This window comes from Kineococcus indalonis (assembly GCF_009906395.1).
GTDB classification, from domain to species: Bacteria; Actinomycetota; Actinomycetes; order Actinomycetales; family Kineococcaceae; genus Kineococcus; species Kineococcus indalonis.
In genome coordinates, this window is the sequence record NZ_JAAALM010000011.1 from 1 (window position 1) to 12869 (window position 12869).

The window sequence follows — 12869 nt, forward strand, 5'->3', positions numbered from 1 at the left end:
CACCCGCGGTGCGCATCCCCGCCTCCCGGCGCCCCTCGATCGTGCCCGCGGCCCCCGCCGGCGCCGACGTCTCGGTCCTGGTCTGCGGCGTGCCGCCGGTGTCGGCGCACGGCATCGTGGCCGCCGTCCAGCAGCACGGCATGCGGGGCGAGCGCTCCCGCGACCTCGCCGAGCTGCAGGAGCGCCTGGCCCTGGCGCCGGGCACCCGCGTGGTGCTCACCGCGCTCGGCGCCGCCCGGGCCACCGCCCACCTGCTGCAGCGCTGCACCGGCGGGGAGGTGGCGATGGTCGTCCTGCTGGACGACCCCGCCCCCTCCCAGCACGTGGCCGCGCTGCGCGCCGGCGCCCGCGGCGTGGCCCACGCCGCGGCGCCGCTGGCCGACCTGCTCGCCGTGCTGTCCGCCGCGGCGCGCGGCTTCACCGTCCTGCCCGCCGCCGTCGCGCAGGCGCTGTGCCTGCCGCTGGTGACCACGCGGGCGGTGGACGTGCCCGCCGAGGAGCGCGGCTGGCTGCGCCAGCTCGCCCGCGGCGTCTCCGTGGCCGAGCTGGCGGTGCGCAGCTCCTACTCCGAGCGGGAGATGTACCGCCTGCTCAACCGCGCCTACCAGCGCCTCGGCGCGGCCAACCGCACCGAGGCCCTGCTCGTCGCCCAGCGCGCCGGCCTGCTCTCGGCGTGAGCGCGCCGGACGACCGGCGCTGAGCGGGGTGCACCCCCCGCCTCAGCCCGCCGCGAGCAGCTCCGCGGCGGCGGGCAGGTCCTCCGGTGCGCGCACCGCCAGCACGTGCGCCCCGGGCAGCGCCCGGCGGGCCAGCCCGCTCAGCGCGCCGGCCGGCGGCAGCTCCACGAAGGTCGTCGTCCCAGCACCGGCCAGCGTGCCGGTGCACAGGTCCCAGCGCACCGGGCCCGCCACCTGCGCCACCAGGCGCCGCAGCACCTCCGGGCCCGAGGCGACGACCTCGCCGTCGGCGTTGGACAGCAGCGGCAGCACCGGGTCCGCGGTCGCGACGCCCTCGGTGGCCGCCCGCAGCACGGGCACCGCCGCGGCCATGGCCGGGGTGTGGAAGGCCCCGGCCACGGGCAGCCGCTTGACGAGCGCCCCGGCCGGGCGGTCCTCCTCCAGCGCCCGCAGGGCCTCCACGGTGCCGCCGACGACGAGCTGGCCGGCGCCGTTGCGGTTGGCGGGCACCAGCCCGGCGCGCTGCACCGCGGCCTCGACCTCGGCGGGCTCGCCGCCCAGGACCACCGACATGCCCGAGCCGCCGCCCGCGCAGCAGGCGGCCATGGCCCGCCCGCGGGCGGCCACCAGGCGCAGGGCGGTCGCGTCGTCCAGCACGCCGGCCAGCGCGGCGGCCGTCCACTCCCCGACGCTGTGGCCGGCCACCCGGGCGGGGGTGCCGCTGCGCAGCAGCTCGCGCCCGACCAGCAGGGAGGTGGCCACCACGAGCGGCTGGGCGACCTCGGTGGGCAGGATCTGCTCGGCCGTCCACGTCGTGCCGGCGGCCACCAGGTCCAGGCCGGCCGCTTCGGACCACTCGCCCAGCCGCTCGCGGGCGCCGGGCAGCTCCAGCCACGGGGCGAGCTGCCCGGGCCGCTGGGCGCCCTGGCCGGGGGCCAGCAGCGCGGTGGCGGCGGGTGCGGTGCCGGCGGGTTCGGCCCGCTGCTCGGGGACCTCGATCACGGTGACCTCCTGGGGTGCGGGTCGGGCGGCGGCCCGGGCGGCGGCCCGGGCGCCGGGGCGCGCTCCGGCCCGGTCGGCGACGCTGCTCCCGCGCGCCGGGGGCGGTCAAGGCGCCCGTCCGGGGATCACCAGCGACCTGCCAGCGCTTGGCAGTGAGCTGCCGCGCGCGGCACGCCCGGCGGGTGCCCCGGTGCGCCAGGCTGGTGCGGCGACGAGCTGCAGCGGCGCTCACGCCGCCGCCCCCATCCGTACTGCGCCCCGAGGGCGAGGAAGCAGGTGCCCCGTGACCCGCGGTCGCCCCCGCAGCGCACCGGCAGCGCGTGCTGCCGTCCCCACCACCAGCGCCCGCGGCGCGCGGGCCGGGTGGTCCTGGTGAGCACCTCCGCGCGGCCCGGGCCGCTGGTGGTCCTCAGCGGGGTGCCCGAGGTGTACGGCCACGGCCTGGCGCACGCCCTCAGCGCGGCGGGTGCGCACCGCGTGGTGCGCACCGACGGCGAGGACCTGCTGGAGCTGCTGACCGAGCACCCCGCCCCGGCGGTGCTCGTGGTGCCCGAGGCCGCCGCCGAGGAGGTCCGCTCGGCGCTGCGCGGCTCGCCGGTGGGGGAGCGCGTGGCGCTGGTGCACCTCGCGCCGGGCGCCGGGCGCGACGGCTTCGTCGGCGCCGTGCGCGCCGGCGCCCTGGGGGTGCTGGACCCCGACGCGGAGCTGGAGACCGCCGTGGAGGTCGTGCTCTCGGCGGCGGCCGGGCGCGTGCTCGTGCCGCGCACCCTCGTGGAGTCGCTGGCGGAGCCGGTGGGCTCGGCGGGCGCGCCGCAGCTGGCCGAGCACGAGCGCGAGTGGCTGCGCATGCTCGGCCAGGGCGGCACCGTCGCGGCCATCGCCCGCTCGGCGTCGTACTCGGAGCGGGAGATGTATCGTCTCCTGGCCAAGCTGTACCGTCGGCTCGGTGCCGAGACGCGCACCCAGGCGCTTCTGCGCGCTGCCGACTGGGGCTTGCTGGACGAGGGGGGGAACGGGCCGTGAGCTCCTGGCGCGCCGACCCCGCGGCGCCCGCGGAGGCGGTGCTGCCCCTGGTCGACGCGCGCTGGCTGCAGGCCCACCGCGACGCGGTGGTCGTGCTGCAGGTGGACGACGACGCCACCCCCTACCACGCCGGGCACCTGCCGGGCTCCCTGCCGCTGTCCACGTACGACGACCTCCACGAGCGCGTGCGGCGCGGTCCCGTCTCCCGGCAGGGCTTCGAGCGCCTGATGTCGGCGCTGGGCGTCGGCGTGGACGACCACGTGGTCCTGTGCTCGGCGGGCAGCCCCAGCCACGCGGCGTACGCGTTCTGGGTGATGCGCCTGTACGGCCACCGGCGCCTGAGCCTGCTCGACGGCGGGCTGCCGGCGTGGACCGCCGCGGGCGGTGAGCTGGAGGACGCCCCGGTCGTCGTGGCCGCCGCCGACTACCGCACCCCCGGCCGCGACCCCTCCGTCATCGTGGGCCGCGACGAGCTGCTGACGCGCTACGTGGGCGCCCCGGACCCGGTGCTCATCCTCGACTGCCGCACCGAGGCGGAGTACGAGGGGCACGTGCAGCACCAGCTCGACGTGGTCGCCGAGCGCCACCGCGTGCCCGGGCACATCCCCGGCTCGCGCAACCTGCCCTCCGGCGAGCTGCTGGAGGGGCGCGCCTTCGCGCCGCTGGAGCGCCTGCGCACGCTGTTCGCCGACCGCGGCCTGACCGCCGGCTCCGACGTCGTCGTCTACTGCCGCGTGGCCGACCGCAGCTCGCTGCTGTGGTTCGCCCTGGCCGAGCTCCTGCAGCACCCGCGGGTGCGCCACTACGTCGGGGGCTGGGCCGAGTACGGCAGCCTCGTCGACGTCCCCGTCGAGCTGCACTGACCCCCCGCGCGGCAGGGAGCTGGCAGGTACCGGCACCGCTGCTGGCACGGACCTGACAGGGCACACCGGGAGCCCGCCGTCGGCGTTGACGCTGGGTGCTCACCGGGCCACGCTCGATCTCGTGGCCGCCGGGCAACCACCCCGGTGACCACCGGGCACCACCCCGGGACCCACCCGGGGCGCGTGCCGCGCGGCCGGCCCCTGCGGGCCGCCCGGAGGCACACGACACCGCCGCACCACCGCCCCTGCCGGGGAGGTCCCGCGCGCCGGTCGCCCCGCACCCCACCGCCGGTCCGTTCGCGCCCCGCCGCGCCGGCACGTCCTGACGAGGAGTTCCCATGACGCGTCCTCTCGCACCGGAGACGCCCACCGCCACCGACCGCACGACCGCCCGGAACATCATCGTGGCGAAGATCGCGCCGGGTGCGGAGGCGGACGTCGCGCGCATCTTCGCGGAGTCGGACGCGACGGACCTGCCGCACGCGCTGGGCGTGACCGAGCGCAGCCTGTACAGCCTGGGCGACCTGTACGTGCACCTCGTGGAGTTCGACCGCAGCGCGGCCGAGGTGATGCAGATCGCCGCCCGCCAGCCGGGTTTCGGGGAGATCAGCCGCAAGCTCGACCCGTTCATCTCCCCCTACCTGTCGACGTGGCGCGGGCCCGCCGACGCTTCCGCGCGCCGCTTCTACACCTGGCGGCCCGGGCAGTGAACCCCGCCGGCCGCCGCCTCGAGCAGTTCCCGGGAGACCTCCGATGACCACCACCGCGACCCCCACCACCACCGGCGCCGACTGGGTCAAGTGCGCCGGGTGCGCGCGCCCGCTGTACCGGCGCCGCCTGGTGCGCGACCTCGAGGTGTGCCACGAGTGCGGCCACCACCAGCGGCTGTCGGCGCGCGACCGCATCGGCCAGCTCACCGACCCCGGCAGCTTCGAGGAGTTCACGCTGCCGCCGGTGCCGCACGACCCGCTGGGTTTCACCGACACCGCCCCCTACCCCCAGCGCCTGGAGCGCGCCCGCCGCGCCACCGGCGAGCAGGAGGGGACGATCGTCGGCACCGCCCGCGTCGAGGGCGAGCCGCTGGTGCTGCTGGTGATGGACTTCCGGTTCCTCGGCGGCAGCATGGGCTCGGCCACCGGTGAGGCGGTCGCCACGGCGGCCGACGAGGCCGTGCGCCGGCGCCTGCCGCTGGTGCTGGTCACCGCCTCGGGCGGGGCCCGCATGCAGGAGGGCGCGCTCTCCCTGATGCAGATGGCCAAGACCAGCCAGGCCCTGGCGCTGGTGGCCGAGGCGGGCCTGCTGTCGGTGGGCGTGCTGACCGACCCCACGTTCGGCGGGGTCACCGCCTCCTTCGCCTCGCTCGGGCAGGTGCTGGTCGCGGAGTCCGGCGCCGCGGTGGGTTTCGCGGGCAAGCGCGTCATCCAGCAGACCGTGCCGCAGGAACTGCCCAAGGGTTTCCAGCAGGCCGAGTACCTGCTGGCGCACGGGCTGGTGGACCGGGTGGAGAGCCGTGAGCGGCTGCGCCCGCTGCTGGGCCGGCTGCTGCGCCTGCACGCCGGCGGCCCGGGCCGCGGCGCGCGGGCCACCGGCACCGTCCCGGCCCCGCGCCTGCCCGTGCCCGCTGCCCCCGCACCCGACGCGTGGGACGTCGTGCGCGCCGCCCGGCACCCGGAGCGGCCCACGACCCTGGACTACCTGGACCTGGCCTTCGACGACTTCGTGGAGCTGCACGGGGACCGTGCGCACGGCGACGACCCGGCGATCGTGGCCGGCATCGCCTCGCTCGCCGGGCGCAGCGTGGTCGTGGTCGGTCACCAGAAGGGCCACGACACCCGCGAGCTCGTCGCCCGCAACTTCGGCATGCCGCACCCGGAGGGGTACCGCAAGGCGCTGCGGTTGTTCGAGCACGCCGAGCGTTCCGGTCTGCCGGTGGTCACCCTGGTCGACACCCCCGGGGCGTACCCGGGCGTGGCCGCCGAGGAGCGCGGGCAGTCCATCGCCATCGCCGAGGCCATCGCCCGCTCCAGCCGCCTGCGGGTGCCCGTGGTGAGCGTGGTGACCGGCGAGGGCGGCAGCGGCGGTGCGCTGGCCCTGGCGACCGGCGACCGGATGCTCATGCTGGAGAACGCGTTCTTCTCGGTCATCAGCCCCGAGGGGTGCGCGGCGATCCTGTGGCGCGACGCGCAGGAGGCCGCCCAGGCCGCCCGCGCGCTGCGGGTGACGGCCCCGGACCTGGTCCGGCTGGGCGTCGCCGACGGCGTGGTCGCCGAACCCGCCGGCGGTGCGCACACCGACCCGGAGGCGACGGCCGCCCTGGTGGGGCGGGCCGTGACGGAGGCGCTGGACGAGCTGTGCGCCCTGGACGCGGACGAGCTGCTGCGCCTGCGCAGCGCCCGGCTGCGCGGCATGGGCGCGGGGAGGGGGTCGCTGTGAGCACGAACGGCACGGGCACGAACGGCACGACGACGAGCAGCGGCGGGACGAGCAGCGGCGGGACGAGCACGATCGGAGCGGTCGGGGTGGGCGGTGCGGTGGAGGTCCACCACGAGGTGCTGGAGGTGCGCCAGGACGCGCTGAGCGAGCTGGCCGAGCAGGCGGTGGCGCTGTCGCGCTCGCTGGCCGGGCCGCTGCGGCGCATCGCGCTCTCGCGCGGCGAGGTCACCGTGGAGGTGGACTGGCAGGAGGCGGCCGCCGCGCCGGTGGCCCCGGCCGCCCCGGTGGCGGCGGTGCACGCGGCCGCCGCGCCGGTCCCCGCGACGGCCGTCGCGGCGCCGGCCGAGGCCGGCGAGGCCGGTGCCGCCACCCACACGGTGCGCGCACCCCTGGTGGGCACCTTCTACACGTCCCCCTCGCCGGAGGAGCCGCCCTTCGTCTCCACCGGCGACACGGTGGCGGTGGGCCAGACCCTCGGCATCGTCGAGGCGATGAAGCTGATGAACACCATCGTCTCCGACGTCGCCGGCCGGGTCGTGGAGGTCGTCGCCGGGAACGGCTCGCCGGTGGAGTTCGACCAGCCGCTGGTGCGCATCGAGCCCGCCGACGCCGCGCTGGCCGGGTGACGCCGGTGTTCAGCAAGGTCCTGATCGCCAACCGCGGCGAGATCGCCGTCCGCGTCGCGCGGGCGTGCCGCAGCCTGGGCGTGGGCGTGGTGGCGGTGCACTCCACCGCCGACGCCGACTCCGCCGTGGTGCGCATGGCCGACCAGGCCGTGAACATCGGCCCCGCACCCTCGCGGTTCAGCTACCTGAACATCCCCAACATCATCGAGGCCGCGCTGCAGACCGGCGCCGACGCGATCCACCCCGGGTACGGGTTCCTCTCCGAGGACCCGGACTTCGCGGAGGTCTGCGCGGACAACGGCATCACCTTCATCGGCCCGCGCCCCGACGTGATGGCCCGCCTGGGCAACAAGGCCAGCGCGCGCTCGGAGATGGCCGCGGCCGGCCTGCCGCTGCTGCCCGGCGTGGTGGACCCCGTCGCCACCGCCGACGAGGGCGCCGCGATCGCCGACGACATCGGCTACCCGGTCGTCATCAAGGCCGCCGCCGGCGGCGGCGGGCGCGGCATCACCGTGGTGCGCGACCCGGCGATGTTCCGCCAGGCGTACACCGCGACCCGGCGCACCGCCCACAGCGTGTTCCGCGACAGCACCGTGTACGTCGAGCGCTACCTGGACCGCGCCCGGCACATCGAGGTCCAGGTCCTGCTCGACGAGCACGGCGGCGGCGTGCACCTGGGCGAGCGCGACTGCTCGGTGCAGCGCCGCCACCAGAAGCTCGTGGAGGAGGCGCCCGCGGCCGGCCTGAGCCCGCAGCAGCGCGAGGAGATCGGCGCGGCGGCGGTGCGCGGGGCCCAGGCCGTGGGCTACACCGGGGCGGGGACGTTCGAGTTCCTCCTCGACGACCGCGGCAACTTCTCCTTCATGGAGGTGAACTGCCGCATCCAGGTCGAGCACCCGGTCACCGAGATGGTCACGGGTCTGGACCTGGTGCGCGAGCAGATCCTCGTCGCCGCCGGCCGGCCGTTGAGCTTCCGCCAGGAGGACGTGCGCCTGGACGGCGCGGCGGTGGAGTGCCGCATCAACGCCGAGGACCCCGCGCGCGGGTTCACCCCCACCGCCGGCCTGCTGGACGTCTTCGACCTGCCCGGCGGCCCCGGTGTCCGGGTGGACACCGGCCTCACCGCGGGGGCGCGGATCAGCCCCCACTACGACTCCCTGGTCGCCAAGCTCATCGCGTGGGGGCCGGACCGGGAGCAGGCCCTGGCCCGGATGCGCACGGCGCTGGCCGAGATGCGCGTCGAGGGCAGGGGCGTCGTCACGACCCGGGACCTGCACCTGCAGGTCCTGAACGACCCGGTGTTCCAGGCCGGGCAGCACCACACCGGTTTCCTCGACGGCGCCACCGCGCTCAGCGCGTGACGCCGCGAGCGACCGACCACCCGCAGGACCTGACGAGGAGAGCACCGTGACCGTTCAGAACACCACCTTCGGCCTCGACGAGCTGATGGACCTGCTGGTCGCCAAGGTCGGCCTGCCGGCCTCGGCCCGCACCGACGACCCGGCCGTCATGTTCACCGACCTCGGGCTGGACTCGCTGGCGTTCCTGCAGCTGCAGACCGAGCTGCAGCAGGCCTACGGGCTGCCCGTCGACGAGGGCGCGCACGCCGAGGACCACTCCCTCGGCTCGATCGTCGGCATGGTCAACTCCGCGCGGGCCGGCGCGTGAGCGCCCCCGAGACCGCCGCGCCCTCCGGCGCCACCTCGACCCCCGGTCACGTCGACAACTCGATCCTCATCGACGCGCCCATGGACCTCGTGTGGGACATCACCAACGACGTCGAGAACTGGCCCGACCTGTTCACCGAGTACGCCGCCGCGGAGGTCCTGGACCGCACCGACGGCAAGATCACCTTCCGTCTGTCGATGCACCCGGACGAGAACGGCAAGGTCTGGTCGTGGGTGTCCGAGCGGACCCCCGACCCCGCCACGCGCACCGTCGTGGCGCGCCGCACCGAGCCGGGTCCGTTCGAGTTCATGGACATCCGCTGGAGCTACGAGCAGCGCCCCGACGGCGTGCTGATGCGCTGGGTGCAGGACTTCCGCATGCGCCCGCAGGCCCCCGTCGACACGCCCACCATGACCGACCGCATGAACGCCAACACGCTCGTCCAGATGGACGTCATCCGGGGGAAGGTCGAGGCCGCGGCCCGCGCCGCAGCCCCCGCCGAGCAGGGGAGCAACGCATGACGACCGAGGTCCGCCCCGAGCAGCTGCGCGACGGGCACCCGAACGTGGGCGCCCCCGACCCGGTGCGCGCGCACCAGGCCCAGGCGCCCAAGCCGTCCGACATCCGCACCGTCAGCGCCACGGAGGTCCCCGCGAACCGCCGCCGCGGCGGCGACGTGCGCACCGTGCTGGCGCCCTCGACCGTCGGGTCGACCACGGGCTTCATGGGCACCGTGACGCTGCAGCCGGGCGAGGTCGTCACCGAGCACTGGCACCCGTACTCGGAGGAGTTCCTCCTGGTCGTCTCCGGCGAGCTCGGCATCCGCCTGGACGGGGAGCTGCGCACCCTCAAGGCCCAGGAGGGGGTGTGCGTGCCCATCGGCGTGCGCCACAAGCTGATCAACGACTCGGCCGAGGCGGCCACCGCGGTGTTCACGCTGGCCCCGCTGGCCCCCCAGCCGCGCCTGGGCCACGTGGACACCGAGGAGCTGCCTCCGGTGCCCGGGGCCGCCTCGTGATCGGGGGCCGGCGGGTCGTCGTCACCGGCGTCGGCGTGGTCGCCCCCGGCGGCCCGACGCGGGACTCCTTCTGGCAGCTGCTGGTGGACGGGCGCACCGCGACCCGCCCGATCAGCTTCTTCGACGCCTCGCGGTTCCGCTCGCGCATCGCCGCCGAGGTCGACATCGACTTCTCCGCGCGCGGGCTGAGCACCCACGAGATCGCCCGCACGGACCGCTTCACCCGCTTCGCGATGGTCGCCGCGGACGAGGCGGTGGCCGACTCCGGCCTGGACCTCACCTCCGGCACCGGTGTCGACCACGACCGCCTCGCGGTCAGCCTGGGCAGCGCGGTGGGCGCCACCATGCGCCTGGAGGACGAGTACGTCCAGGTCAGCGACTCCGGCAAGGACTGGGTCGTCGACCCCGCCTACGGCACCCGCTTCCTGGACCGCGTGCTCATCCCCAGCAGCGGCGCCTCGGAGCTGGCCGCGCGCTTCCACGCCCACGGCCCGGCCTCGGTGATGTCCACCGGGTGCACCTCCGGCCTGGACGCGGTCGGCTACGGGTTCCAGCTCGTCGAGGACGGTGACGCCGACGTCGTCATCGCCGGCGCGGCCGACGCCCCGATCTCGCCGATCTCGGTGGCCTGCTTCGACGCCATCCGCGCCACCTCGGCGCGCAACGACGAGGCGGCCACCGCCTCGCGCCCCTTCGACGCCACCCGCGACGGGTTCGTCATGGGCGAGGGCGGGGCGGTGCTCGTGCTCGAGGAGTACGAGCACGCCAAGGCCCGCGGCGCGCACGTCTACTGCGAGGTCAGCGGCTTCGCCAACCGCTGCAACGCCTTCCACATGACGGGCCTGCGCCCCGACGGCACCGAGATGAGCCGTGCCATCGACGCCGCCCTGGCCCAGGGCCGCATCGACCCCGGCGCGGTCGACTACGTCAACGCCCACGGCTCGGGCACCAAGCAGAACGACCGCCACGAGACCGCCGCGGTCAAGCGCAGCCTCGGCCAGCGCGCCTACGAGATCCCCATGACCTCCATCAAGTCGATGGTGGGTCACTCGCTGGGCGCCATCGGCTCCATCGAGCTGGCCGCCTGCGCGCTGGCGATGGAGTTCGGCGTCGTGCCGCCCACGGCGAACCTGGAGAACCCCGACCCCGAGTGCGACCTGGACTACGTGCCCAAGACGGCGCGCGACCAGCGCATCGACGTGGCGGTGTCGGTGGGCAGCGGCTTCGGCGGCTTCCAGTCCGCCGTCGCCCTGAGCTCGCTGTCCGCGAAGGAGGCCTCGTGACGCGCGCGGTGGTGACCGGGCTGGGCGTCGTGGCGCCCAGCGGCGTGGGCGCCGAGGAGCACTGGGCGTGCGTGCGCGCCGGCGAGGTGCGGGTGACGCCCCTGAGCACGTTCGACTCCTCCTCCTACGGGGTGACGCTGGCCGGGCAGGTCCCCGGCTTCACCCCCGACGAGCACGTCGAGCCGCGCCTGCAGGTGCAGACGGACCGCTGGACGTGGATGTCGCTGGCCGCGACCGCCATGGCCCTGGCCGACGCCTCCTACGACCCCGCCGAGCACGACCCGTACGCCACCTCGGTGGCGCTGGCCGCCTCCTCCGGCGGCAACGAGTTCGGCCAGCGGGAGATGACGGGCCTGTACGGCCGCGGCCCGCAGGCCGTCACGGCGTACCAGTCCATCGCGTGGTTCTACGCGGCCAGCACCGGGCAGGCCTCCATCAAGCACGGCACCAAGGGGCCGGCCAGCGTGCTGGTCACCGAGGGCGCCGGCGGGCTGGACAGCCTCGGGCACGCCCGCCGGGTCGTCCGGCGCGGCACCCCCACGGTGCTGGCCGGCGGCACGGAGGCCTCCCTGTCGCCCTACGCGCTGGCCTGCCAGTCCGTGGGCCGGCAGCTGACCGCCGCCCTCACCCCCGGTGAGGGCTACAAGCCCTTCGACGCCGCCGCCAACGGGTACGCGCCCGGCGAGGGCGGCGCGGTGCTGGTCGTGGAGGACGCAGAGCAGGCCCTGGAGCGCGGCGCGCCCCAGGTGTACGGCGAGATCGCCGGTTACGCGGCCACCCACGACGCGGCCTCCCCGTCGGACCCGCTGAGCGACCCCGCGCAGTACGCGCGGGCGATGCGGCGGGCCATGGACGACGCCGGGGTCGGCCCCGACGACGTGGACTTCGTGATCGCCGACGCGGCCGGCGTGCCCGCGCTCGACGCCTCGGAGGCCGAGGCGCTGCGCACCGCGTTCGCGGGCCGGCGCGCCCCGGTGCCGGTGTCCGCCCCGCAGGGCCTCGTGGGCCGCCTCAGCGTCGGCGGCTCGGCGCTGGCCGTGGCCACCGCGCTGCTGGCGATCCGCGACGGCGTGGTGCCCGCCGTGGGCAACCTCGACGAGCCCTCCGCCGCCGCGCACGGCCTGGACCTGGTGACCACCGCGCGCGAGCAGCCGGTCGGCACGGTGCTCGTCGCCGCGCGCGGCCTGGGCGGCTTCAACAGCGCGATGGTGCTGCGGCGCTTCGACGGGACCCGGGCGTGAGCGCGCCCGGTGCCGCGGGCTCGGGCGGGCCGGTGCGCACGATGCTGCGCATGCGGGCCCGCCCGGGCTGCGAGGAGGAGTTCGTGGCGGCCTGGCGCCGGGCCGCCGCCGAGATCAGCGCGGTGCCGGGCAACCTGCGTCAGGAGCTGATGCGCAGCGAGACCGAGGAGAGGTGGTTCGCCATCGCCAGCGACTGGACCGACCGCGACGCGGCCGCCGCCTTCGGCCGCAGCGAGGCGCGCGAGAACCTCACGGAGTCGCTGCGCGAGCTGCGCGAGGACGCCGCCCGCGAGGTGTTCACGGTGCTCGACCAGGTCGAGGGCCGCGCCGCGCGGGCCGAGACCCCGGCCGAGCCCGCGGAGCAGTCCGCTGCGGGGTCCGCTGCGGGGTCCCCGGTCGAGGAGCCCGGCGCCCACGGCGCGGTGCGGGTGGACATCTCCACCTCCGTCGCCCCCGGGGACCAGGAGGCCTTCGAGCGCGCCTACCTCGTCGTCGCCGGCCGCGTGGGCGGCAAGGGCGGGCACCTGCGCGAGGAGCTGCTGCACGACCCGGAGACCGGGCGCTTCCACATCTTCGCCGAGTGGGAGGACGCGCAGCGGTTCCGCGAGTGGGTCGAGGACCCCGCGCACCTGGGCGACTCCGCGCCGCTGGCGCGCTGGCTCTCGGTGGACTTCCAGCGCACCGTGTACGAGCTGCGCCAGCGCCCCGCGGTCGGCGCGGCCCCCGCGGGCACCTGGGGCTTCGTGCCCGGCGCGGTGCGGGTGGACATCTCCACCTCCGTCGCCCCGGGCGAGGAGGAGGCCTTCGAGCGCGCCTACCTCGTCGTCGCCGGCCGCGTGGGCGGCAAGGGCGGGCACCTGCGCGAGGAGCTGCTGCGCGACCCGGAGACCGGGCGCTTCCACATCGTGGCCGAGTGGGAGGACGCGCAGCGGTTCCGCGAGTGGGTCGAGGACCCCGCGCACCTGGGCGACTCCGCGCCGCTGGCGCGCTGGCTCTCGGTGGACTTCCAGCGCACCGTGTACGAGCTGCGCCAGC

14 protein-coding genes are annotated in these 12869 nt (G+C 76.4%); 13 read left to right on the forward strand and 1 reads right to left on the reverse strand.

Going from position 1 to position 12869, the window contains the following annotated elements; genetic code table 11:
* Positions 1–677: response regulator transcription factor (locus GTR00_RS01420; protein WP_166609880.1), on the forward strand; the 677-nt coding region annotated here is incomplete at its 5' end.
* A 42-nt stretch (positions 678–719) separates the two neighbouring features.
* Here the strand turns inward: GTR00_RS01420 and GTR00_RS01425 are convergent.
* Positions 720–1679 (reverse strand): ACP S-malonyltransferase, encoded by a 960-nt coding sequence (locus tag GTR00_RS01425; protein WP_323132125.1) that lies wholly within the window; start codon positions 1677–1679, stop codon positions 720–722.
* A gap of 372 nt (positions 1680–2051) precedes the next feature.
* Here GTR00_RS01425 and GTR00_RS01430 point away from each other — a divergent pair, with 372 nt between their 5' ends.
* The 12 genes from GTR00_RS01430 to GTR00_RS01485 all read left to right on the forward strand — a co-directional run.
* Positions 2052–2702, forward strand: a complete 651-nt coding sequence (locus GTR00_RS01430; protein ID WP_166609881.1) for a response regulator transcription factor — start codon at positions 2052–2054, stop codon at positions 2700–2702.
* A complete protein-coding gene (locus GTR00_RS01435) occupies positions 2699–3565 on the forward strand; it encodes a sulfurtransferase (RefSeq protein WP_166609882.1) in 867 nt (288 codons plus the stop codon). The genes GTR00_RS01430 and GTR00_RS01435 overlap by 4 nt, the downstream gene beginning before the upstream one ends.
* Before the next feature lie 338 nt (positions 3566–3903).
* Entirely contained in the window at positions 3904–4275 is a 372-nt protein-coding gene (locus GTR00_RS01440; RefSeq protein ID WP_166609883.1) for a TcmI family type II polyketide cyclase, read from the forward strand.
* A 43-nt stretch (positions 4276–4318) separates the two neighbouring features.
* Positions 4319–5998, forward strand: a complete 1680-nt coding sequence (locus tag GTR00_RS01445) for an acetyl-CoA carboxylase carboxyltransferase subunit alpha (protein ID WP_166609884.1) — start codon at positions 4319–4321, stop codon at positions 5996–5998.
* Positions 5995–6624, forward strand: a complete 630-nt coding sequence (gene accB / locus GTR00_RS01450) for an acetyl-CoA carboxylase biotin carboxyl carrier protein (protein WP_166609885.1) — start codon at positions 5995–5997, stop codon at positions 6622–6624. Before GTR00_RS01445 ends, accB begins: the two co-directional genes overlap by 4 nt.
* A gap of 5 nt (positions 6625–6629) precedes the next feature.
* A complete protein-coding gene (locus GTR00_RS01455; RefSeq protein ID WP_166609886.1) occupies positions 6630–7985 on the forward strand; it encodes an acetyl-CoA carboxylase biotin carboxylase subunit in 1356 nt (451 codons plus the stop codon).
* 46 nt (positions 7986–8031) lie between these two features.
* Positions 8032–8292 carry an acyl carrier protein gene (locus GTR00_RS01460; RefSeq protein WP_166609887.1) on the forward strand — a complete coding sequence of 87 codons (261 nt, stop codon included), beginning with the start codon at positions 8032–8034 and terminating at the stop codon, positions 8290–8292.
* A gap of 80 nt (positions 8293–8372) precedes the next feature.
* A complete protein-coding gene (locus tag GTR00_RS01465) occupies positions 8373–8813 on the forward strand; it encodes an SRPBCC family protein (protein WP_166609896.1) in 441 nt (146 codons plus the stop codon).
* Positions 8810–9310, forward strand: coding sequence for a cupin domain-containing protein (locus tag GTR00_RS01470; protein ID WP_166609888.1), 501 nt, complete (start codon positions 8810–8812; stop codon positions 9308–9310). Before GTR00_RS01465 ends, GTR00_RS01470 begins: the two co-directional genes overlap by 4 nt.
* The gene (locus GTR00_RS01475; protein ID WP_407659569.1) at positions 9310–10593 is read left to right on the forward strand and encodes a beta-ketoacyl-[acyl-carrier-protein] synthase family protein; all 1284 of its coding nucleotides are present in this window, start codon (positions 9310–9312) and stop codon (positions 10591–10593) included. The genes GTR00_RS01470 and GTR00_RS01475 overlap by 1 nt, the downstream gene beginning before the upstream one ends.
* Positions 10590–11834, forward strand: coding sequence for a beta-ketoacyl synthase N-terminal-like domain-containing protein (locus GTR00_RS01480; protein WP_166609890.1), 1245 nt, complete (start codon positions 10590–10592; stop codon positions 11832–11834). The genes GTR00_RS01475 and GTR00_RS01480 overlap by 4 nt, the downstream gene beginning before the upstream one ends.
* On the forward strand, positions 11831–12869 hold a 1039-nt coding region (locus GTR00_RS01485), incomplete at its 3' end, for an antibiotic biosynthesis monooxygenase family protein (protein WP_166609891.1). The genes GTR00_RS01480 and GTR00_RS01485, both read left to right, overlap by 4 nt.